This is a genomic window from Plesiocystis pacifica SIR-1 (assembly GCF_000170895.1).
GTDB classification, from domain to species: Bacteria; Myxococcota_A; Polyangia; order Nannocystales; family Nannocystaceae; genus Plesiocystis; species Plesiocystis pacifica.
In genome coordinates, this window is sequence record NZ_ABCS01000026.1 from 49,999 (window position 1) to 71,126 (window position 21,128).

Annotated in this window: 17 protein-coding genes; 7 read left to right on the plus strand and 10 right to left on the minus strand. The window is 69.1% G+C overall.

Going from position 1 to position 21,128, the window contains the following annotated elements:
* Nucleotides 1-209 precede the first annotated feature (209 nt).
* The gene (locus tag PPSIR1_RS15520; RefSeq protein ID WP_006972034.1) at nt 210-3,353 is read left to right on the plus strand and encodes a DEAD/DEAH box helicase; all 3,144 of its coding nucleotides are present in this window, start codon (nt 210-212) and stop codon (nt 3,351-3,353) included.
* 39 nt (nt 3,354-3,392) lie between these two features.
* Here the strand turns inward: PPSIR1_RS15520 and PPSIR1_RS15525 are convergent, their stop codons facing one another.
* Nucleotides 3,393-3,758, minus strand: a complete 366-nt coding sequence (locus PPSIR1_RS15525) for an ATP-binding protein (RefSeq protein WP_232296484.1) — start codon at nt 3,756-3,758, stop codon at nt 3,393-3,395.
* A gap of 321 nt (nt 3,759-4,079) precedes the next feature.
* A complete protein-coding gene (locus tag PPSIR1_RS42810) occupies nt 4,080-4,727 on the minus strand; it encodes a DUF4920 domain-containing protein (RefSeq protein WP_198154520.1) in 648 nt (215 codons plus the stop codon).
* A gap of 174 nt (nt 4,728-4,901) precedes the next feature.
* On the opposite strand from PPSIR1_RS42810, the gene dusB reads away from it, so the two are divergent.
* The gene (dusB, locus tag PPSIR1_RS15535) at nt 4,902-6,122 is read left to right on the plus strand and encodes a tRNA dihydrouridine synthase DusB (protein WP_006972037.1); all 1,221 of its coding nucleotides are present in this window, start codon (nt 4,902-4,904) and stop codon (nt 6,120-6,122) included.
* On the opposite strand, the gene PPSIR1_RS42815 is transcribed toward dusB, so the two are convergent.
* Together PPSIR1_RS42815 and PPSIR1_RS42820 are read right to left on the minus strand one after the other, a co-directional pair.
* Nucleotides 6,111-7,109: a ferritin-like domain-containing protein gene (locus PPSIR1_RS42815; RefSeq protein ID WP_006972038.1), complete on the minus strand. Its 999-nt coding sequence runs from the start codon at nt 7,107-7,109 to the stop codon at nt 6,111-6,113. The genes dusB and PPSIR1_RS42815 overlap by 12 nt on opposite strands.
* A gap of 106 nt (nt 7,110-7,215) precedes the next feature.
* Nucleotides 7,216-8,217, minus strand: a complete 1,002-nt coding sequence (locus PPSIR1_RS42820; protein ID WP_006972039.1) for a ferritin-like domain-containing protein — start codon at nt 8,215-8,217, stop codon at nt 7,216-7,218.
* A gap of 88 nt (nt 8,218-8,305) precedes the next feature.
* On the opposite strand from PPSIR1_RS42820, the gene moaC reads away from it, so the two are divergent.
* Nucleotides 8,306-8,794, plus strand: a complete 489-nt coding sequence (gene moaC / locus PPSIR1_RS15550; protein WP_006972040.1) for a cyclic pyranopterin monophosphate synthase MoaC — start codon at nt 8,306-8,308, stop codon at nt 8,792-8,794.
* A gap of 59 nt (nt 8,795-8,853) precedes the next feature.
* Here moaC and PPSIR1_RS42825 read toward each other — a convergent pair whose 3' ends face one another.
* Nucleotides 8,854-9,987 carry a fibrinogen-like YCDxxxxGGGW domain-containing protein gene (locus PPSIR1_RS42825; protein ID WP_157595595.1) on the minus strand — a complete coding sequence of 378 codons (1,134 nt, stop codon included), beginning with the start codon at nt 9,985-9,987 and terminating at the stop codon, nt 8,854-8,856.
* A 149-nt stretch (nt 9,988-10,136) separates the two neighbouring features.
* Between PPSIR1_RS42825 and serA the strand changes: the two genes are divergently transcribed.
* The 3 genes from serA to PPSIR1_RS15570 all read left to right on the plus strand — a co-directional run bounded on the left by serA (nt 10,137) and on the right by PPSIR1_RS15570 (nt 14,750).
* Complete coding sequence (gene serA / locus PPSIR1_RS15560) at nt 10,137-11,375, plus strand: phosphoglycerate dehydrogenase (protein WP_232296485.1); 1,239 nt, start codon at nt 10,137-10,139, stop codon at nt 11,373-11,375.
* Nucleotides 11,376-11,667: 292 nt separating this feature from the next.
* Nucleotides 11,668-12,369 carry a hypothetical protein gene (locus PPSIR1_RS15565; RefSeq protein WP_157595597.1) on the plus strand — a complete coding sequence of 234 codons (702 nt, stop codon included), beginning with the start codon at nt 11,668-11,670 and terminating at the stop codon, nt 12,367-12,369.
* Between the two features lie 314 nt (nt 12,370-12,683).
* Nucleotides 12,684-14,750, plus strand: a complete 2,067-nt coding sequence (locus tag PPSIR1_RS15570; RefSeq protein ID WP_157595598.1) for a hypothetical protein — start codon at nt 12,684-12,686, stop codon at nt 14,748-14,750.
* Here the strand turns inward: PPSIR1_RS15570 and PPSIR1_RS15575 are convergent.
* The 5 genes from PPSIR1_RS15575 to PPSIR1_RS15595 all read right to left on the minus strand — a co-directional run bounded on the left by PPSIR1_RS15575 (nt 14,731) and on the right by PPSIR1_RS15595 (nt 18,782).
* Nucleotides 14,731-15,483: a hypothetical protein gene (locus tag PPSIR1_RS15575; RefSeq protein ID WP_157595599.1), complete on the minus strand. Its 753-nt coding sequence runs from the start codon at nt 15,481-15,483 to the stop codon at nt 14,731-14,733. The genes PPSIR1_RS15570 and PPSIR1_RS15575 overlap by 20 nt on opposite strands.
* Nucleotides 15,484-15,495: 12 nt before the next feature.
* Complete coding sequence (locus PPSIR1_RS42830) at nt 15,496-16,242, minus strand: hypothetical protein (RefSeq protein ID WP_157595600.1); 747 nt, start codon at nt 16,240-16,242, stop codon at nt 15,496-15,498.
* 132 nt (nt 16,243-16,374) lie between these two features.
* Nucleotides 16,375-17,253: a twin-arginine translocase subunit TatC gene (gene tatC / locus PPSIR1_RS15585; protein ID WP_006972047.1), complete on the minus strand. Its 879-nt coding sequence runs from the start codon at nt 17,251-17,253 to the stop codon at nt 16,375-16,377.
* 229 nt (nt 17,254-17,482) lie between these two features.
* Entirely contained in the window at nt 17,483-18,127 is a 645-nt protein-coding gene (locus tag PPSIR1_RS15590; protein ID WP_006972048.1) for a hypothetical protein, read from the minus strand.
* 16 nt (nt 18,128-18,143) lie between these two features.
* Nucleotides 18,144-18,782 carry a twin-arginine translocase TatA/TatE family subunit gene (locus PPSIR1_RS15595; RefSeq protein WP_006972049.1) on the minus strand — a complete coding sequence of 213 codons (639 nt, stop codon included), beginning with the start codon at nt 18,780-18,782 and terminating at the stop codon, nt 18,144-18,146.
* 190 nt (nt 18,783-18,972) lie between these two features.
* Between PPSIR1_RS15595 and PPSIR1_RS15600 the strand changes: the two genes are divergently transcribed.
* Nucleotides 18,973-21,123 carry a retropepsin-like aspartic protease gene (locus PPSIR1_RS15600; protein ID WP_045116069.1) on the plus strand — a complete coding sequence of 717 codons (2,151 nt, stop codon included), beginning with the start codon at nt 18,973-18,975 and terminating at the stop codon, nt 21,121-21,123.
* The last annotated feature ends 5 nt before the right edge of the window (nt 21,124-21,128 follow it).

Below are 21,128 nucleotides of genomic sequence, written 5' to 3' on the forward strand. Positions count from 1 at the left end.
GCCTAGGCTGATGGCAACGGCCTTTGCCATGGACCCCCGTTGCCCACCGTGATAGAGCTAGCAGGCTCCGCACAGTGTTCGTTTGATGACGTCATTGTGCGCCCGAGTTCGCCCAGGATCACGGTCCGCGCGCGTTCGGGGCCGACCGGATGATCCGCGAGGCCCACGAAGCGGCCGATTGACGAGGGCGCAGATCCGGAGAATTTCCGTTGAGCAAACTCGAAAACCTGCTCCCCCTGATCGAACACAGCGCCCTCGTTCGCGCCGCCAGCCCCAAGGCCGTCAAGGCCGGCCAGGAGCTGTTCAAGAACAAAGCCGTCAAGGACATCGTCGTCGACGGCGACAGCGTCCGCGGCAAGGTCAAGGGCACCCACGCGGTCCCCCACACGACCACGCTCAAGCGCAAGGTCACCCGCGGGGGCAAGGGCAAGAAGCTCGAGTGCCACTGCACCTGCCCGACCTTCACCGACGGCTGGGAGAAGATCTGCCACCACGGCGTCGCCCTGGCCATGGAGCTGCACGAGCAGTTCATGTCCGGCGGCGAGCTGACCATGACCGAGAACCCCTGGGTCAAGGACATCGACGCCAAGGCCCGCAAGCGCTACCAGATCCAACAGCGCCGCGGGCTGTGGCAAGTGACCGAGTTCGGCGCGGGCTCGGCCGCCTCGGCGGCGCGGCGCAGCAAGCGGGGCGTCGCCCCGGGCGACAAGCTCATCCAGCACTTCCTCGACCAGGCCATCGACGAGACCGACGACGGCGCCGCCGTGCTCGAGGACGTGTCCCTCGCTGGCCTGCTCTACTTCGCCCGCGACGCCTCGGTGTCCCTCAAGGGCGTCGGCAAGCTCAACTTCGTGGCCGAGCCCCTCGTGCTCCGGGTCCAGGCCGAGTCCCGCCCCAAGGACCACCGCGTCGAGCTCCACGCCTTCCTCGAGCACCCGGCGACGGAGCGCAGCTTCGAGGTCGACCAGGGCCGGATCATCACCGGCGCCCCGACCTGGTTTTTGTGGCCCGAGACCGCCGAGCTCTTCCTCGTGCCCGGCACCCCGCCGTGGACCCTGTCCGCCGTCGCCGAGCGCCCGACCATCGTCATGGACTCGAGCGTCGCCGCCGAGGACATGGACCAGCTCAGCGAGAGCCTCCAGGCCGCCGGCGTGCCGCCCCGCGATCTCTTCGAGCTCGCCAGCGACTCCCGGGAGATCAGCGCGATCGTCGCGACCATCGAGGGCGGCGCGGGCAAGATCAGCGTCGGGCTCGCGGCCCGCTACGACAACGTGACCCTGGCGATCACCGGCGAGGACCCCGAGTCGGCCCGCTACTCGGTCAGCATCGCCGGGGAGGCCATCGCCTTTTACCGCGACCTCGAGGCCGAGGGCGCCGCGCGTCGCCGCCTGCTCGACGGCAAGCTGCGCTGGTCCGCCGCCGACGAGGCCTTCGTCGCCCTCGGCGACACCGCCATCGAGTTCATCGTCGCCGGCCTGCCCCTGCTCCCCGAGGAGTGGGAGAAGAAGGTCCCCAAGCTGCCCAAGCTGCGCTCCAAGGCCCCCAAGCCGCGGATCTCGGTCAAGAACCCCGGCGGCTCCGTGCTCGACGTCGAGGCCCTCGTCGACGTCGAGGGCGACACCGGGCTGATCTCCATGCGCGACCTGCTGCGCTGGCTCCACGAGGGCCGGCGCTGGGTCGAGCTGTCCGACGGCTCCGTGGCCAAGCTCGACCCCAAGATCCTCGAGCCCGTGGCCGAGGCCGCCGGCGCCATGCAGTTCGACAAGCACGGCATGGCCGAGGTCAGCACCCTCGAGCTCGGCACCCTCGCCAGGCTGTTGCAAGAGGTCCCCGACGCCAAGGTCGCCCGCGACGTCAAGAAGCTCATGGCCAACATGACCGGCGAGCGCTCGGCCCGGGCCCCGCGCAAGGCCAAGGCGCTCACGGCCAAGCTCCGCGACTACCAAAAGTCGGGCTTCGCCTGGCTGTGGCAGCTGCACCAAAACCAGATGGCGGGCATCCTCGCCGACGACATGGGCCTCGGGAAGACGGTCCAGGCCCTCGCGCTGCTGACCAAGGCCAAGGAGGCCGACGGCCCCGGGCCCTCGCTGATCGTCGGCCCGACCTCCGTGCTCGGGGTGTGGCGCGGCGAGGTCAAGAAGTGGGCCCCGAGCCTGTCCGTGCTCGTGTGGCACGGCGTCGACCGGTCCGAGAACCTGCGCCTGCTCAAGAAGACCGACGTGATCGTGACCAGCTACGCGATCTTGCGCCGGGACATCGACGAGCTCAGCAAGATCCGCTTCCGCTACGCGATCCTCGACGAGGCCCAGTACATCAAGAACTGGACCACGAGCACGGCCAAGGCCGCCAAGCGCCTCAACGCCGAGCACCGCCTCGCGCTCTCGGGCACGCCGATCGAGAACCACCTCGTCGACCTGTGGGCGATCTACGACTTCCTCGCCCCGGGCTTCCTCGGCAAGCTCAGCGAGTTCCAAAAGGGCTACGTCAAGCCCATCGAGGACGGCGACCACAAGGCCCTCGACACCCTGCGCGCGCGCATCCGGCCGTTCATCATGCGCCGGCGCAAAGAGGACGTCGCGTCCGAGCTGCCGCCCAAGACCGAGCAGACCATCTTCTGCCAGTTCGACCGCAGCCAGCTCGCGCTCTACAACCGCATCCTCAAGGCCGCGAAGTCGGAGATCACCACGCGCGTCGGCGAGGTCGGCATCGAGAAGTCGCAGATGACGATCCTCGCCGCGCTGACCCGGCTGCGCCAGGTGTGCACCGACCCCAAGCTGCTCAACCTGCCCGAGGGCACCACCGTGCCCAAGTCGACCAAGCTCGAGGCCTTCCGCGCGCTGATCGGCGAGGCCGTGGGCTCGGGGCGCAAGGCCCTGGTGTTCTCGCAGTTCGTGTCGATGCAAAAGATCCTCGCCGGGACCCTCGAGGAGCTCGAGATCGACTACCTGTGGCTGCACGGCGGGACCACCAACCGCGACGAGCTGGTCCAGCGCTTCCAGCAAAAGAGCGGCCCGCCGGTGTTCCTGATCTCCCTCAAGGCCGGCGGCGCGGGCCTGACCCTGACCGAGGCCGACACCGTCATCCACTACGACCCGTGGTGGAACCCGGCCGTCGAGGACCAGGCCACGGACCGCGCCCACCGCATCGGCCAGGAGAAGCCCGTGATGGTCTACCGCCTCGTCGTCGAGCACACCGTCGAGCAAAAGATGGTCGAGCTCGGGGCCGAGAAGCGAAAGATCGCCGAGTCGGCGCTGGGCCGCGACACCACGGTCGGCAAGAAGCTGACCATGGAAGACGTCGACAAGCTGCTCGAGACGCCGGTCAGCGGCGCGGCAGCTTGGGAAGAGGTGTGAGCTTCTCTCGGCCCGAGCGGGCGTCCCAAGACCGTCTCGTCAGAGCCGAAAGGCTGCGGTCACGGTGGTGCCGCTGGGGCCGGTCTGGACGTCGAACTCGTCGGCCAGGTTGCGCACGCCGATGAGCCCGCGGCCCAGGCCCGTGCGGCTCTGGTACTCGCCCGCGAGGATCGACTCGAGCTCGGCGATGCCGGGCCCGCGATCCTCCGCGACGATCGTCAGGCGCTTCGTATCGAGGTCGAGGCCCAGGCGCATGGTCCCCTCGCCGACGTAGCGGATCATGTTGCGAGCGAGCTCGCTGACCGTGGTCACGACGCGCTGCGCCGGGTAGCCGCGGATGCCCAGGAGCTCGCACATCGATCGAGCGTGGAGCCGAGCCTCGCTCAGCTCGCGCGGGCTGGACACATCGATGACTGTCTCGTGTCGAGCCTCCATCCGCGTCTCTCGTCCGCTCGAAATCTGTGCGCCGCTGACCATCCTGGTCGTCCCTGCTCCAGCCGTGGAGCAGCCCCTTGTTGTACTAAAGGACAGGTCAACTATAGCTCTTGATCCGCGGCGCGTGGTCCGGATTTCATAAATTCTGGAATTTTATTTTCTCACGGACTTTTTGCGCGACATTCGTGTCATGGCGCGAGCTTCGCGGCAGAATTGGCAGCGCCAGCGCGGACCGCTCGATCTCTCGAGCGCGGTCGACACGCCGGCGCAATGGTCGCCAAGTCGGACCGCTCAGGCGTTGGGCTGGAGCTCGACGGCGGTGGCGTGGAGGAAGAACTCCTTGCGCGGCCCGTCGCCCTCGAGGGTGTCGTCGCCGTCCTTCTTGAGGTGGGCGACGTTGGCCTCGTCGAGCTGCTTCTCCTCGAGGGTGCCCTCGACGACCGCGGTCTTGCCCTTCCCGTCCATGGGGATGGCAAAGGCGTGATCCTTGACGAGCACGCGCGCTTGCATGTCGCCGTCCTTCATGACCATCCAGCAGCCCTTCTTTTGGCACACGGCCTCGACGGTGCCGCTGACCTTGACGGCCTCGGTGGGCAGGGTGCCGGCGAGCACCGCGGACAGGCCTTGGGTGTCGGCGACGGCAAACTCGGCGCCGAAGTGCCCGGTGGACGCGCCAGCGGCCGGGGCCTCCTCGTGCTCGCAGCTCTCGTCTTCCTTCTTCTCGTGGATGCAGCCGGCCTCGGGATCTTCCTCGGCGTTGGCGGCGACTTGCTCTTCGCCTTCCTTCTTGGCGTCAGCCTTGGCGTCGGCCTTGGCATCGGGTTTTTCCTCGGCCTTCTCACCGGCGTTGGCGGAGGCGTCCTTGGCCTCGCCCTTGTCGCAGGCGGCGAGAGTGGTCAGCCCGAGGGCGGCGGTCAGCAAGATCGACATCGAACGCATGGCCGGCAGTGTGCCACTTTCGAAGGGGTGGTCAATCATCCCACTTTGGCTGTCTGCTCACGTAAGGCGGCGCTAACGACCGGTTTGGGCGACTGAGGATGAATTCTCGTTTCGTTTCCATCGCGACCGAATGGGGGTCTTTACTGTCGCTCGAAAGCTGCGATTTTTGGGCCCATGGACGCGAGCACGCAGCACACTCAGCCGGCGCCGGTGACGATCGGCGCCCTCGAGCTGTGGCCGCCGGTGGTCCTCGCGCCCATGGCTGGCGTGACCGACTACCCCTTCCGCGCCCTGTGCCGCCGCTTTGCCCGGGAGGGCCTCGAGTCCGCCGGCTCTAGCGCGGCGATCCCCGGCCTGTTCGTGAGCGAGATGATCACGGCGCGCCCGCTCGTCGAGGGCAACCAAAAGACCGCGCGGCTGGCGAGCTTTGGCCCCGACGAGGCGCCGCGCAGCCTGCAGCTCTACGGCGTCGACCCGTTCTTCGTGCGCGCAGCCGTGGAGCGCCTGGTTGGGGAGGGGCGGGTCGAGCACATCGACATGAACTTCGGCTGCCCCGTGCCCAAGATCACCCGCCGCGGAGGGGGCTCGGCGATCCCCGCCAAGCCCCGCTTGCTCGCGCGCATCGTCGCCGCGGCGGTCGAAGGCGCGCGCGGCCAGGTGCCGGTCACGATCAAATTTCGCAAAGGCATCGACGACCGGCTGATCACCTTCCGCGACGCCGGGCGCGTGGCCCAAGAGGAAGGCTGCGCCGCCGTCGGCCTGCACGCGCGCACGGCCATCGAGTTCTACGAGGACGGCGCGGACTGGTCGTGCATCGCCGAGCTCGTCGACCAACTCTCGATCCCCGTGTTCGGCAACGGCGACATCTGGGAGGCCGAGGACGCCGCGCGGATGATGGCCCAGACCGGCTGCGCCGGGGTGATCATCGGGCGCGGCTGCCTGGGCCGGCCGTGGCTGTTCGCCGAGCTCGCGCGCCTGTTCTCGGGCCGGCCGATCTACCCCGACGCCCGCTGCGGCCCGACCTTCGCCGAGGTCGCGCAGATCATGGTCGAGCACGCCCGCGCCATGGTCGACTGGGACACGCACCGCGGCGGCTACCACGGCGAGGCCAACTGCCTGCGAGCCTTTCGCAAGCACGCGAGCTGGTACACCAAGGGCTTCCGCGGCTCGACCCAGCTGCGCGAGCGCCTGATGAAGGTCGACAGCCTCGCCCAGCTCGAGGCCGTGCTCGCCACCTGCGACGGCGACGAGCCCTTCCCCGAGGCGGCCCTGCGCGCCGTCCGAGGCAAGCGCGGTCGCCAGCGTCGCGTCGTCCTGCCCGCAGGCTACCGCGACGAGCTCGACGACGACACGCCGCCCGTGCCCGAAGCCGGTGCGCTCAGCTCAGGCGGCTGACTCGACGCGCAGGTAGCCCGTGAGCGTGGTCGCCAGCGCTTCGAAGGTCGCGGCCGAGGTCCCGCCAAACTCGGCCGGGAGCTCGGCGAAGCGGCGGGCGCGTTCGGGGAGCTCGGCGAGGGCGCGGGCCTGGGCCGCGTCGACCTGGGCGCGCTCGGCGAGGCTCAACCGGGTACCAAAGTAGGCGCGCAGGTCCCAGGCGAGCTGGCCGTGGCGCGCCTCGTCTTCGGCGATGGTCGCAAACACGCGGCGCAGGGCCGGGCTGGTCGAGCGCTCGGCGAACACGTGGGCCACGAGGGCCGCGAAGGTCTCGCCGACGCAGCCTTCGACGGCGTTGTGCTCGGCGATCTCGAGCAGCGTGCTGGTCTCGGCCTCGACCCGCGTCCGCGGGGCCGGGACCGCGAGCCCGCGGGACTCGACGAGCACGGTCAGCAGCCTGGCGTGGCGGCGCTCGTCTTTGGACGCAGCCCGGCAGCGAGCCACGAGCTGCGCGGGCGCGCCGAAGCCCTCGAGCTGCTCGGCGAGCTCGTCGAAGGCCAGCACCGAGGCCGCCTCGAGCACCGCCATCGCAACCAGGGCCTGGCCCACCGCGTCCGCGCCTCCTTCGAGCTGCGCCTCGACGTAGCCGAGCGGTCGCCGACCCTTGCACAGGTACTCGTAGCCCGTGCCCGCGCAGGTGATGCGGCCCTCTTGGGTCACCGCGCCGTCCTCGTCGACCATGGGCGGGGTCAGCTCGCAGCTGTCGAGGGCCCCGGCGCTCCAGCCCTGCATCTCCTGGTAGTGCGCGCTGCAGATCTGGTCGCAGGTGAGCTGGCCCTGCTCGACGCCCCACTCCGTCGAGATCTTCTCGAGGGTCTCGACGGTCAGGACCGCGTCGACCTCGAAGTCCTCCTCTGGCGGGTGGCAGTTCCACGTGCTCGGGCAGCCCGCGAGGGTCGGGGCGAGCACGGCGGCGAGGGTCGAGAGCAGGGCGCGGCGCAGGTCCATCGCCCGCAATGGTACCGCTCAAAGGGTCAGCCAAAACGAGTTCTGGCCGACCCTCTACCTCTTTAGCCGTCGTGGGCGACGCCACGCCCTACCCCACGTCCACGACTCAGGCGGCTCGCTGCGTCCGAAGGCGACCGCCCAGGGTCCGCCCGAGGGCCTCGAAGGTCTCCGCCGAGGTCCCGCCAAAGGCCGCGGGCAAGCCCGCGTACTGCCGGGCGAAGCTCGGGAGCTGGTCGAGGGCGCGGGCCTGGGCCGCGTCGACCCGGGCGCGCTCGTCCGCGCCGAGCTTGGTGTCGAAGAAGGCGCGCAGGTCCCAGGCGAGCTGGCCGTGGCGGGTCTCGTCCGCGGCGATGGTCGTGAACACGCGGCGCAGGGTCGGGCTCGTCGAGCGCTCGGCGAACACGCGGGCGGTCAAGGCCGCGAAGGTCTCGCTGACGCAGCCCTCGACGGCGTTGTGCTCGGCGATCTCGACGAGCGAGCGCTGCCGGATCTCGGCCTGCGTGTGCGGAGCCGGGACCGCGAGCCCGCGCGCCTCGACGAGCAGGGTCAGCAGCCGCGCGTGGCGACGCTCGTCCTCGGCCGCGGCGCGGCAGCGGGCCACGAGCTGCGCGGGCGCGTCGACGCCCTCGAGCTGCCCGGCGAGCTCCTCGAAGGCCAGCACCGAGGCCGCCTCGAGCACGGCCATGGCGACCAGGGCCCGACCGAGCTCGTCCGCCCCGCCGTCGAGCTCGGCCTCGACGTAGCCCAGGGGGCGCCGACCCTCGCACAGGTACTCGTAGCCCGTCCCGCTGCAGCGGATGTGCCCCTCCTCGACCATCGCGCCGTCCCCGTCGACCGTGGGCTGGACCAGCTCGCAGCTGTCCGTGGTCCCCACGGTCCAGCCCCGCTCGTCGCTGTACCGAGCGCTGCACACCGACTCGCAGTCGAGCTCCATCCAGTCCTCGACGCCCCAGTCCGTAGCCAGGGCCTCGAGCTGCTCGACGGTCAGCGGATCGTCGACGTCGAAGGCCTCCTCGGGCGGGTTGCAGTTCCACGTGGTCGGGCACCCCGTCAGGCTCGGGACGAGGACGACGGCGAGGGTCGAGAGCAAGACGCGGTGCAGATCCATCCTGGCCATCTTAGGCCAAGTCGAGGCGAGTCGGCCCACGTCGGAGCAGGGTGGGGGCTCACCCGCCGGGCTGCTACCCTCCCGCCCCATGGCCGGCGACGAGCTCACCCACTTCGACAGCGCAGGCGCTGCCCACATGGTCGACATCGCGGCCAAGCCCGAGACCCCGCGCATGGCTCGAGCCCGCGCCAAGGTGGTCATGGCCCCCGCGACCCTCGAGCGCATCGAGGCCGGGAGCATGGGCAAGGGGGACGTCCTCGGGGTCGCGCGCCTGGGCGGAATCGCGGGCGCCAAGCAAGCCAGCGTCGCCATCCCGCTGTGCCACCCGGTCCGCCTGACCGCCGTCGAGGTCGCCTTCGAGCTCGACGCCTCGCTGCCCGGGGTGATCGTCGAGGCCACCGTCTCCGCCGTCGATCGCACCGGCCCCGAGATGGAGGCGATGTGCGCCGCGAGCTCGGCGGCGCTGACCATCTACGACATGTGCAAGGCCATCGATCGCTCGATGACGATCACCGACCTGTGCCTGCTCGAAAAGCGCGGGGGCAAGTCCGGACACTGGACCCGCCCTCCGCAATAGACCGCGCGCCCGGGGGCGGCGCGCCCCCGGTCCGGGGGCGCCCGCGGGGGCAAAAAGGATCAACGCACGAAGACCATGCCGAAGGACTCGATGTTGACGTTCACGTCGTTGCAGCCGGTGTAGTTGCCGGTCGCAAAGTCCTGGGTGCTGCACACGTTGCCCGCCCCGCCGATGCCCAGGCGCGAGTCCGGCGAGCCGCAGTTGTCCTGCTCGTTGCCGATGATGCCGATGCGGACGTGGTGCCAGTTGTCGACGTTGTCGCCGCGGACGTTGAGGCCCTCGAGGTCGCAGCTGGGCTGGAGCGCGCTGCCCTCGATGAGCCCGAGCCACGCCTCGCGCCCGGCCGAGGTCGGCACGTAGCCGTCGGGGGCGATGAGGTCGTAGAGGCTGTCCCCCTCGAGGTCGGTGATCATCGTCTGCAGGTTCAAGGGCTCCGGGTCCACGCCGATCGGCGCCTCCATGGCGACCATCAGCTCGGTGAAGGACACGTTGGACCAGCTGGGCAGCTTGGTCTCGGCGCGGTCGTCAAAGAAGTTGCCCGGCTCGTAGGGGTCGATCGCCAGCCACTCGGGCGAGTCGAAGTGGAACGCGTCCGAGTTGCCGTAGGACTTGATGACCAGGGTCCAGCCGCCGCCGTCGGTCTCCATGTCGCACCACGCCATGTAGGGCGGCATGGGGCCCTCGCCGTCGGGGTCGAGCTCGTAGGCGTTGCTCTCGAGGGTGTCGTCGACGTCGAGGTCCGCGAGCTCGAGGCAGCTGGCCACGGTCACGCACATGCCCTCGAGGCAGTTGCCGCCGTCCGTGCAGTCGACCTGCTCCGCGCACTCGGGCATGACCCCGGTGTCCGTCTCGGTCTCCGTCTCCATGCCGTCGGTGGTGTCCTCGGTCGTCGCGTCGGTGGTGTCGGCGGTCTCGTCCGCGGTCGTCTCCTCCGTCGTCGCGTCGGTCGTCTCCTCCGTCGTCGCGTCGGTCGTCTCCTCCGTCGTCGCGTCGGTCGTCTCCTCCGTCGTCGTCCCCGTCGAGCTCGACTCGCTCCCGACCTCGTCGTCCGTCGAGGTGTCGTCGCCCTGCGTGGAGCTGTCGGTGTCGCCCGAGCCTTCGACGCCGCCGACGTCGTCGCTCGGGCAAGCGGTCAAACCAAGGCAGATCAAGGAAATACCGGCGAGCTGAATTACTTTCGTGCTTCCGCGCATACCCCGAGCATACGGATCCGCGAGTCGCGCACAATCTGGATTCGTCTCCAGGCGCCGCGGTGGGGCCCGTGCTCCCAGGTCGCGAGGTCGCGCGAGATTGCTCCACGGATGCGCTGGACCGCGCCGGGTCGGCCTTGCAGACTCCGCCCGTGCCACGCGCCCACGTGCTTTTGAGCGAGAGCATCCACGCCTCTGCCAGCGACGCCTTCGAGCGCGCCGACGTCCAGGTCCACCGGACCTCCGCGGGGCTGGGACCCGAGGAGATCATCGAGGCCCTCAACGGCCTGCCCGGCGACGGCCCCGTGATGATCGGCGTGCGCAGCAAGACCAAGGTCCGCGCGCCGATCTTCGAGGCCGTCCCGCGCCTGGCCGCGGTCGGAGCCTTTTGCATCGGCACCGATCAGATCGACCTCGAGGTCGCGGCCCAGTCCGGCGTGGCCGTGTTCAACGCGCCCTTTAGCAACACCCGCAGCGTCGCCGAGCTGGTCATCGCCGAGATCGTGTGCCTGTCTCGCCAGCTCTTCGAGCGCAGCTGGGCCGCCCACGAGGGCCGGTGGCGCAAGGACGCCAAGGGGGCCCACGAGGTCCGCGGCAAGACCCTCGGGATCATCGGCTACGGGCACATCGGCAGCCAGCTGAGCGTGCTCGCCGAGGCCATGGGCCTGCGCGTGCGCTACCACGACATCGTCAACAAGCTGCCCCTGGGCAACGCGAGCGCGTCCGAGAGCCTCGACGCCCTGCTAGCTGGGTCGGACTTCGTCTCGCTGCACGTGCCCAACACGCCGCAGACCCGGAACATGTTCGGGGCCGCCGAGCTGGCCAAGATGAAGCCCGGCGCCTACCTGATCAACGCCTCGCGCGGGACCGTGGTCGACATCGAGGCCCTGCGCGCGAGCCTCGAGTCGGGCCACGTCGCCGGGGCCGCCCTCGACGTCTACCCCAAGGAGCCCAAGAGCACCGCCGACCCCTTCGAGAGCCCGCTCCAGGGCCTGCGCCAGGTCATCTTGACCCCGCACATCGGCGGCTCGACCCAGGAGGCCCAGGCCAACATCGGCGTCGAGGTCAGCGAGGCCCTCGCGGCCTACACCCGCTTTGGCCGGACCACCGGCTGCATCACCTTGCCGGCCATCGACGCCCCCGCGATCAGCCCCGGCCGCTCGCGCCTGCTCAACATCCACCGCGACGTCCCCGGCGTGCTGACCTCCGCCAACCAGCGGGTCTCCGACGCCGGCCTCAACATCACGGGCCAGCGCCTCGAGACCCAAGCCGGCGTGGGCCTGCTGCTCATGGACGTCGACGCGAAATCCGACGACCCGCGCGTCGAGTCCCTGCGCGCGGACCTGGCCGGCCTCGCGCAGTCGCTGCCCCGCCGCACCCGGCTGCTTTGATTTTGCCCCCGCGAGCGCCTCGGACCGGGGGCGCTTCGTCGCTCCGCTCCTACGCTTTGGCTTGGTGGGCAATGGTGTTCGTACCTTCGCAAGGGCATTCGGTCGCCCCCTGAAGGGGGCGTCACCTGGCGGGGGTGAAGACCGCTTTGGCTGAGCGCTTCGTCGCTCCGCTCCTCCGCTTTGGCTGGGCGCCTTCGAGTCGAGAGTACATTCGCATCGTAAGCAGCTTTCTCTCCTCGCGAGCCCTCGCCGAACCAAACCCACGGCGGGTTCGGTCGGCTACACAGGGTGAATGCGAGTGATCGAGATGAAGATGGGACGTGTGGCGAGCTTGTGCGCGGCCGCGATGGCCTTCGCGCTCACGGGCTGCCCCAGCGACGACGGCGGCGAGGTCGGGAGCTCGGGCGAGACCGGGATGGGCGAGGCCGACGAGGGCACCAGCGCCGGCGAGGACACGACCACGGGCACGGACGACGAGGCGGGCGAGACCAGCACCGACGCGGGCACGACGGACAGCTCCGCCGACACCTCCGAGGCCGAGGAGAGCACGACCACCGAAGACACGGGCTCGTGCTCGGACAACGACGAGTGCCTCGACGAGGAGATCTGCGCCGACGGGGAGTGCGTCGACGCCAACCAGTTCAACTACGAGATCCGCGTGATGGCCTACACCCCGCCCGACTGCAGCGACGGCCTGGGCGGGGCCGAGATCGCCTACTACGCCTACGAGGACGACCTGCTGATCTACGAGTCCTCGGAGTCCTCGTGCCCCGCGGCGTGGCCCAGCGAGCTGTTCATCTACAACCCCCCGGGCATCTTCCAGATCGACTTTTGGGAGCTCGACACCTTCGCGGACGACCTGCTCATCGCCCTGTGCTGGCAAGATGAGTTCAGCGAGTGCACGCAGATCCCCAAGGACATCCTGCACGACGGCGAGCTGATCCTCGACAGCCAAGGCACCGAGATCGAGATGCGCTTCGACCCGATCTTGTGATCGCGCGCAGGCTCCCCGGGCTCAGGGCGACGTGATGCACAGCCCACGTCCTCGAGCCCGGGTGGAGCCGCGCCCTCCATGAACACCGGGACGCAGCTCGTCCCGCCTAGATTGTAGGTCGCCTCGGGGTCGCTCAGCTTGCACGACTCCCCTCGGGAGTCCGGAGAGGTGACGGTGTCGCTCTTACCAGCTGCCACGGTCGTGCCGTTGTCCTCACTACTGGGCATGGTCGTGCCACACGCTCAGCACGAGGGGGTTTCCAGCAGCCATTTCTGCCCGTGCTACGGTAGGCGATGGATTTAGTTCGTGAGCTGATGGTGTCGACTTTCTTCGAGTTCGGCCTCGGCTTGCTCTGGGTCCTGCTCCTGGTCCTGGCGTGGATGGAGCCCCAGGCTTTGCTCTCCAGACCCGCCGCGGTCGTCCGTGAGCGCGGATCCGCTGTGCTCGCGTGGTTCAAGGACTCTCTTAGAGGCTCTGCGCTGACGGGTCCCGCTCTGCTCGTTGGCGCGCTCTTGCTCGTGTCCCACCCGATCGGGATCGTCGTCCAACGCTTCTCGGACGAGTTCGTCGAACTGACGACGTACTGGGCACCCCTCAAGTTCAAGGAGAAGAAGAAGGACGACGAGAAGAAGGACGACGACGAGAAGAAGGACGACGTCGAGAAGAAGGACGACGACGAGAAGAAGAACGAGAAGAAGAAGAAGAACGAGAAGAAGAACGAGAAGAAGAACGAGGAGAAGAACGAGAAGAAGAACGAGAACGAGAACGAGAACAACCCGCCCAAGAGCTGCAAAGAGCTGCGTAAAGCGTGCCAAAAGCTGGATTACAAATGCGACGACTACGCAGACTGTCTAAAAGAGGAACAGAGGTGGTGCATCGCCCGAGACACCACCAACGAATCTGTCCCAACCTACTGCTTCCACTTTGCTGGCTCCGACAACACCCTCCGTGAACGCCACGAGCTCAAGTTCCGGAAGAAGATCCGAAAAGAATCCATACGCCACCAACAAAAGCTCACCTACCAGCGGGCCATGCTCGAGGAAGATCCCGAAGTGCACATCGCGCTCACCCTCGAGCAGCTCCGGGTCTGCCAGGCCGGGGTCATGCACGGGTTCATCTTCTGCGTGGTCTGCCTGCTCTTTGGGAGCTTCGCCGGGATGCGAGAGCGAGCGGAGGTGCTATCCCGCCTTCGCCCCCCCGACTGGAAGGTCCGCGTCTGGGCCTGGCGCAAGGTCGTGCCCATCGTCGTGTGGTTGCTGGCTTGCTTGACAGTCATCGACGCTTTTCCCCGCCACCACGACCCCACGGAGTGGAGCGTCCCGGTGTTCGTGGCGTTCATCCCCCTCCTCGCCGTGTCGCTTCGCGTCGCCCTCTGCTTTCGCGTGCCCGAGGCCTCGCCACCCGAGGCCTCGTCACCGTCGGGAGCCTGGGCCAGCTTCTTCATCGCCCTCGTATGTGGCGGGGTGTTCACCTACGCGTCGACCTTCGCCTGGATCGAGTATCGAGAGAATTATGTCGAGGCGCTGTACACCTACGACTTCATCCTCGACGAAGACAAGGAGGGGAAGAGGGAGAGCGAGAGCTCCTCGCCTTCGACCACGCAGGGCGAGAGCTGCAGCTTCTCGGCGACGGAGAGCTCCTTCCCTCTCGTGCTGGAGGCCGACCCGAACCAGCTCGTCGAGAAGCTCGACGACGCCCTCGACGGACTGGGCTTCAAACGCAAGCGCAAAGCCAAGTGGCCCAAGTGTCGCTCCGTCGCCTTTGAAGACGAGGCCGGAGCTTCCTGGCGCGAACCCAAGGTCTTGCTCCGCGTGCGTCGAGACCTCGAGACGGACAGGCGCGCCGACGGCCTCGAGCGCTGCGGTGACCCCATCGACGGCGCCGATGTCAGCGTCAAGTTCCGGAGCCCGGAGCGCGCGCAGAGCTGCGCGCTAGGGAAGGAGCACTCCTTCTTCGACGGCGAGGCCGAGTTCGAGATCGATCGGCAGGTCGGCTCGAGGGGTCCGGGCCCAGCCCGCTACTCCGTCCACTACCGCCGGGAAGTCGACGATTGGTCGCACGAAGGTAGGTCGAAGATACTGACCAACTTTGCTGCGGCCACCGACTTGCCCACGGTCGAGACCAGCGATCGCCGCGCGACCGAGCTGAAGTGGCGCTTCACCGACGAGGAGGGCCGCGAACTCGACCTCTCCCTGTGGTACGCGCGCTGCCAGCCCGACGCGCCACTGGTCGCAGAGCTGTCCATCAAGGACGCGCCACAACAGCGCATCGACGCGATCGCCGAGGCCCTCGAGTCCGCGGGGCTGCTCGCCGAGACCGGCGAGAGCAAGACCCAAGCCCTCTACGGCGTGCAGTGCGGCCTCAAAGCACGCCGCCGGTGATGACCAGGATCCACTCGAGATCCGGATCGCACACCTCGTCGTCGCTGAACACGTGGACGACCAGGTTGCGGGTGTCGTCCTCGCCGTTGGCGAAGGCGTCGCCCTCCCCCCACTCGAGGCTGAGGATGTCCGCGTTGCCCTCCTCGTCGCTGGTCCACCCGCCGTTGCCGCACGCGTCTCCGTCTGGGTCGCCGCTGCGGTTGGCGTGGAGGTCGTAGTCGGTCCCGGGCGGGCCGTTGAGCTCGATGCGGACCTTCATGGGCGCGCCGCTGTTGAAGCCGAAGCCGGACAGCTCCTCGGTGGCCCGGAACTCGACCCACTCCTCGCCGGTGCCGAAGTGGATCAGCGAGTCGCGCTGCTTGTCGCCGGCCATGGACCCGAGATCGGTGGCGTCCTCGCAGCTGTTGTCGGGCTCGCAGGGCGGCCAGGTCTCGCCGGTCTCGGTCTCCTCTTCCGTCGACTCCTCCTCCGTCGACTCCTCGCTCTCGGACTCGCTCGTCGACTCCTCCTCCGTCGACTCCTCGCCCTCGGAGCTGTCGGAGCTGCCCGACCCGCTCTCGGACTCGGCGCCGGTGGTCCCCTCGTCGACCTCGTCGTCGCCCATGCCGGTGTCTTCGCTCCCGGTGCTGTCGGCGAGCTCGTCCGAGCCGCCGCCCTCGTCGGTGCAGGCCAGGGGAGCGAGGGCGAGGGTCAGGGCGAGCGCCCCCATGATGGTGGTCGTGTGCGTGCGCATCGAGCTGTCTCCTCAGAGGGTGTTGCCGGTGATGATCAGGGTCCACTGCAGGTCGGGGTCGCACACGTCCTGGTCGCTGAACACGTGGACCATGAGGTCGCGCGAGTCGTCGGAGCCGTTGGCGAAGGGGTAGGTCTCGCCCCACTCGAGGCTGATGGTCTCCTCGCTGCCCGGCTCGGCGCTGGTCCACCCGCCCTCCTTGCAGGGGGTGCTGTCGTCGTCCTCGCTGCGGTTGACGAACAGGTCGTAGTTGGCCCCCTCGGCGCCCATGAGCTCGACGCGGACCTCCTGGGGGTAGCCGTCCTGGAGGAAGCCGCCGTAGTCCTCGTTGACCCGGAAGCGGTAGATGGCCTCGTTGTTGCCGTAGGCGATCAGCGGCGGGCTGGAGGTGTCGCCGTTGACGGTGCCGAGGTTCTCGGCGTCCTCGCAGATCGTGCCCGGGTCGCAGGGCGGGAGGGGCTCGCCGGTCTCGGACTCCTCCGCCGTCGACTCCTCTTGCGTCGACTCCTCTTCCCCGGTCTCGGTGCTCTCGGTCGGCTCTTCCTCCGTCGTCCCAGACTCTTCGGTGGTCTCGCCCTCGCCCTCGCCCGTGCCGGTGGTCGAGCCCGACTCGGTCCCGACCTCGTCGGCGGCGTCGTCCGAGCCGCCCTCGCTCCCGCTCTCGTCGTCGACGAAGCCGGGGTCGGCGTCGTCCGTGCACGCGAGGGGCGCGAGCACGCACAAGCTGAGTGCGAACAACCGGGAAGCGCGTTTCACCATGGGTGCAGGTATGACGCATGCGCCCGGAGGACACAGCCCGCTGTACGCTTTCAACGATTAAGTAATGTCATTACAGCGCGCGGAAACTAAGGACTCAGCCGCCTCCACGCGCGGATCTGCTCGATCGCGCGACTACTCGCTGTCGTCAGCGTCGCCGTCGCCGTCGCCGTCCTCGTCGTCCTCGTCGGCTTCGTCATAGACCGCGAGCTCCGCCTCGACCTTGGACGAGGGGTTGATGACCCAGGCCACGCCGATCGAGATGAAGTAGAGCACGACCATGGGCCCGGCCATGAGCATCTGGCTGACGGGCTCGGGCGGGGTCAAGAAGGCCGCGAGCACGAACATGACCACGACGGCGACCTTCCAAAAGCGGACCAGGACCTTCTCGGTGACGACGCCGGCCTTGGCCAGGAAGGCCACGGCGAGGGGGAATTCGAACACCAACCCAAAGGCGAGCAAGACCCGGGTCGTGCCCTTGAAGTAGTTGTTCAGCTCGAGCTGGATCTCTTCGCCGCGGCCCGTGGAGTACTCCATCATCCACTCGTAGACGAAGGGCAGGACCACCATGAAGGCGAAGGCCGAGCCGATCAGGAACATGATCACCGAGACCGCCACGAAGGGGATGACGAACTTCTTCTCCTTCGCGTAGAGGCCCGGGGCCACGAACAGCCAGACCTGGAAGAAGATCCACGGCAAGGTCAGGAAGATGGCCGCGGTCACGGCGACGCGGACGTCGACCATGAGCGGGTCCTGGATCGCCAGCGCCTGGAGCTTGGCCTCGTCGGCCATGCCCGCGGACTCCCACGCGTTGTCGAGGGGCAGGCGCAGGAAGGCCGAGATCTGCGGCGCGAAGTAGAAGCAGGCGAAGAAGCCGAGGAAGATACCGAGGACGATGCGAACGAGCCGCGCGCGCAGCTCCCCGACGTGATCGAGGAAGGCCATGGGCTTGTCGCCATCGGGCCCCTGAGCCAGACCGTCCTCGCCGTTGCTGTCTTGATCCGTGGTGCTCATCCGGGTCCGGTGCGCGGAGAGTGTAGGCGCCCGAGCGGCTCTGGGCGATGACCCGCGGATCGGGGGAGGCGAGATCAACGCCGGCGCCTTTTCCGCAATGCTTGATGGGCGGAGGTTTCGCGGGGTTCACGCTCGCTCAGAGAGTCGGCCAAAACGAGTTTTGCCCGACCCTCTGCCTATTTGAGCCGTCGTGGATGACGCCACGCCCTCCCTGCCCCACGTCCACGACTCAGGGCCGGGGCTCACCGGTGCACGCGCCCTCGCTGCGATGCCTGATCGTCATCGAGTCCACCGCGGCCGGCACGGCGATGAACGCGAGCGAGGGCCCGGGCGGCTGGGGCCCTTCGCAGTAGGCCGACTCGACCACGCCGACCTCGAGGGCCTGGCCCTGGGTGGCTGCGTAGACGATCGAGGCGGTGAAGGGCACGCGCACTGCGGCGAGCGCGTGGGCCTCGAAGTCGATCTTCGAGAGCTCGCCTCCGCAGACCTCGTCGAGAGCTGCGATCCCCTCGAGCTCGTCCTCGAGGATCTGGCGCGAGCGAACGAGGGTGCCCTCGGCGACGGCCACACCGTAGTTGCACACCAGCACCACCGAGGCGTCGATGGGCTCGAAGCCTTTGGAGGGGGGAGGCTGTGGGCTCAGCGGCAGCGGCTTGGGCAGAGTGGTGGACGAATGGAACAAGGGCCCGCGTGACGGGAGCGGGTCCTCGATGATCGACGCGTCGGCGCTGCGCGTCTGTGCTTCGGTCTCGCCCTCGGCCCCGGCCTGGTCGCCGCGCTCGTGCCCGGCGCTCACGCTGGCTGCTTCGGGCGTGCTAGCGCAGGCGAGGGCGAAGACGCAGCTCGACGCGGCGTGGCTGGGGCGCAGCTTCATGGCGAGCGGGGCCAGGTCAGGCGACGCCCTCGCGGGCTTCGTCTTCGCCGCCCTTGCTGGGCGCCGCCTCGTCAGTGCTCGACGAGGGGCTCGGCACGGAGGCAGCGGGCGGCGTGTAGGCGCGAGGGGTGTAGGCGCCCGAGCGGCGCCCGGCGATGACGCGCGGATCGGGGGAGGCCACCGTCGGGTGAGCGCTCGCCTCGGTCTCGGCGCCGTCGTTGGCTGCCTCCACCGGCGCCGTCGCGCCTGCTGCGCCTTCTTGGGCCTCGCTCGCCTCTGCGGATCCACCCTCGCTCGCCTTGGCGATCGCGGCTGCTGCCGCCGCCTCGGCCGCCTTGGCCTCGCGCTCGGCCTGGAGTCGCCGCGCCGTCGCCATGCGCAGATCCATCTGCGCCTTGGCGAGCTGCTGCCGAGCCTTGCGCTCGGCGTCGCGGACCTCGAAGCGGGCCTCGTTGTAGGCGCCCTTGATCTCGTCGATGGGCTCGCGCAGGTCCTCGTCATCGAGCACGGCGCTGCGGAAGTCCTCGGCGGTCTTGCGGACCTGACCGTAGACGCGCGCGACCATGCGAGCGATTTTCGGCAGCTCCTTGGGCGGGAACAACATCACCGCGAGGACGATGATGAGCCCGATCTCCATCATGCCGAGACCGAACACCGGCGAACCATAGCAGGGAGGACCGAGGCTGTCGCCAGGGCCGAGCCTCCCCGGTCGGTTCTGGCAGCCCGCCGCCCGCCACTGGAGAAAAGCCCACGTGAGAAGTGCAATCCGGCCCGTCTAGACACCCCCGGGGGCCGCAGGCAAGCTTCCGGCCATGGCCTCGCGCCCCCTCCTCCTCCGTCACGGCGTGAGCTCAGGCCGATTCGCGCTGTCCGCGATCCTCGCCTCGCTCCCGGTTCTGGCCGCGTCCACCGGCTGCCTCACGATCCCCGAAGATCTCGAGACCCCGACGGGGACCGCGGCCGCCCCGAGCTCGGCCCAGGAGCTCCTCGATCGTCACATTTCGGCGTCGGGCGGCGCGGAGGCCCTCGGCGCCCTGAGCCAGCGCACGGTCGAGGCCCGGGTCGTGTTCAAGGCCCAGGAGGGCTGCGAGGCCGGGGCCCAGGACTGCATCTGGGAGGACACCGAAGGTCAGTTCGTCCTCTACTCGACGGCAGACGGGCGCATGTACCGGCGCATGGTCGTCGGGGACAACGTGCTCGAGCGCGGCTTCGACGGGGAGACGGGCTGGCAGCTCCAGCAAGAGCCCCAGCTGCTCATGCTCGAGGACCCCTCGGCCACGCCGATCCTCCGGGAGGACGCGCTGCTGCACTGGTACTTCGGCGTGGCCGAGCGCTCCGACCTGGCCCTCGAGCTCCTGCCGACCCGTACCATCCAGAGCGAGCAGGGGGTGCGCGAGCTCGACGGGGTCCGGTGGTTCGCGGCCAGCGAGACCTCCCCCGAGAGCGAGAAGTGGTTCGACCGATCCACGGGGCTGCTCTACGAGGAGCTCGAGCGCGACACCGAGACCGGCGACCTGGTCCGCCGGGTCTACTCCGACTACCGCGACGTCGACGGGGCCCAGGTCGCGTGGCAGATCGACCAGATCACCGAGGTCGAGGGCCTGCCCGCCCAGGTCGTGGAGCTGCACCTGCAGGTCGTCCACCACCGGGACGTCCGCGAGGACATGTTCGCCGTGCCCGAGCTCGGCCCGACGGAGCCGGCCCAGGACGTGCTGCTCGCCAACCTGCTCGCGGCCAAGTCCGACGCCGAGGCGGCCCCCAAGGAGCTCGAGCCCCAGGTCCGCTGGGCCCGGGCCGCGTTCCAGGCCGCGCACTTCGGCGAGGCCGCGATCGCGGCCAAGGCCGCGCTCGCGCTCGACGCCAAGGAGATCGAGGCCCAGTACATCCTCGCCCGGGTGTCGCTGCTCCAGGGCAAGCTCAAGGACGCCGACACCAAGCTGCGCGGCGCGGTCAAGAACGGCCTGCGCACCGACGAGGCCGCGCGCCAGCTCGCGTGGATCCACCTGCGCCAGGGGCAGTGGCAAAAGGCCGGCGCGGACCTGGCCGCCGCGGGCTTCCCGGTCATCGGCGAGCGCTACGCCGCGTTCGAGGGCAAGCCCCTCCAGGCCTCCATGAAGGGCTGCGTCACGACCCTGCCCTTCGTCGAGGGCGTCGACGACGTGATCATCCTGGAGATCAAAGCGGACGACGCGACCTTGCGCATGCTCTTCGACACCGGCGCCTCGGACCTGCTGATGTCCGACCAGCAGGCCCACTCCCTGGTCATCGGCACCGACGCCATGGCGCCCCTGGCCGCCGGCGGGCCGAACCTGCCCCAGGGTCAGCTCGAGAGCCTGGGCCTGGGCGACATGACGGTGAAGAACGTGCCCGTGACCATGTTCCCCGCCGATCAGCTCGGGGCCGTGGTCGGCATGACCGGCGTCGACGGGGTGATCGGCATCCGGCCCTTCGCGGGGCGCCAGCTGACCGTCGACCGGGAAAAGCGCGAGCTCGAGATCGTCGACACCGGCCGCAAGTGCGCCAAGCAGCAAAAGGCCAACCAGGTCGGGGCCGAGGTTCCCTTTTACGTCCACGAGACCCACTACATCTACCTGCGCGGCGAGATGAACGGGGCCGAGGGCGTGTACCTGCTCAACACGGGCATGCGCGGGGCGGACCTGACGGCCAACGAGGGCGCCTACGCCCACGCGGGCATCGGCGCGCCACCCATGCAAGCCGGCGTCCCGACCCTCGCGGGCATCGAGCGCTTCGCCCTCGGCGAGTACACCCGCACCAACCTCGGCGCGGCCTGGGGCTTCCTCTACCAAAACGCGACCAGCGACATGTTCCGCCTCGACGGCATGCTCGGCCTCGAGGTCCTCGGGCGCGGGCGCTGGACCCTGGACTACTCGACGCAGACCCTGTTCATCCAGGCGCCGCCGGAGCCCGCTCCTGCCGAGAAGACCAAAGCCGAAGCTGCACCGGCCAAAAAGCCCGAGGCCGCCCCGGCGAAGTGAGCCCG

Excerpts from the sequence above, each read along its gene's own strand:
- PPSIR1_RS42810 (WP_198154520.1), bottom strand. The coding sequence starts at position 4,727 with ATGCGTTCGATGTCGATCTTGCTGACCGCCGCCCTCGGGCTGACCACT.
- dusB (WP_006972037.1), top strand. The coding sequence starts at position 4,902 with ATGGACGCGAGCACGCAGCACACTCAGCCGGCGCCGGTGACGATCGGC.
- PPSIR1_RS42815 (WP_006972038.1), bottom strand. The coding sequence starts at position 7,109 with ATGGACCTGCGCCGCGCCCTGCTCTCGACCCTCGCCGCCGTGCTCGCC.
- PPSIR1_RS42820 (WP_006972039.1), bottom strand. The coding sequence starts at position 8,217 with ATGGATCTGCACCGCGTCTTGCTCTCGACCCTCGCCGTCGTCCTCGTC.
- moaC (WP_006972040.1), top strand. The coding sequence starts at position 8,306 with ATGGCCGGCGACGAGCTCACCCACTTCGACAGCGCAGGCGCTGCCCAC.
- PPSIR1_RS42825 (WP_157595595.1), bottom strand. The coding sequence starts at position 9,987 with ATGCGCGGAAGCACGAAAGTAATTCAGCTCGCCGGTATTTCCTTGATC.
- PPSIR1_RS15565 (WP_157595597.1), top strand. The coding sequence starts at position 11,668 with ATGCGAGTGATCGAGATGAAGATGGGACGTGTGGCGAGCTTGTGCGCG.
- PPSIR1_RS15570 (WP_157595598.1), top strand. The coding sequence starts at position 12,684 with ATGGTGTCGACTTTCTTCGAGTTCGGCCTCGGCTTGCTCTGGGTCCTG.
- PPSIR1_RS15575 (WP_157595599.1), bottom strand. The coding sequence starts at position 15,483 with ATGCGCACGCACACGACCACCATCATGGGGGCGCTCGCCCTGACCCTC.
- PPSIR1_RS42830 (WP_157595600.1), bottom strand. The coding sequence starts at position 16,242 with ATGGTGAAACGCGCTTCCCGGTTGTTCGCACTCAGCTTGTGCGTGCTC.
- tatC (WP_006972047.1), bottom strand. The coding sequence starts at position 17,253 with ATGAGCACCACGGATCAAGACAGCAACGGCGAGGACGGTCTGGCTCAG.
- PPSIR1_RS15590 (WP_006972048.1), bottom strand. The coding sequence starts at position 18,127 with ATGAAGCTGCGCCCCAGCCACGCCGCGTCGAGCTGCGTCTTCGCCCTC.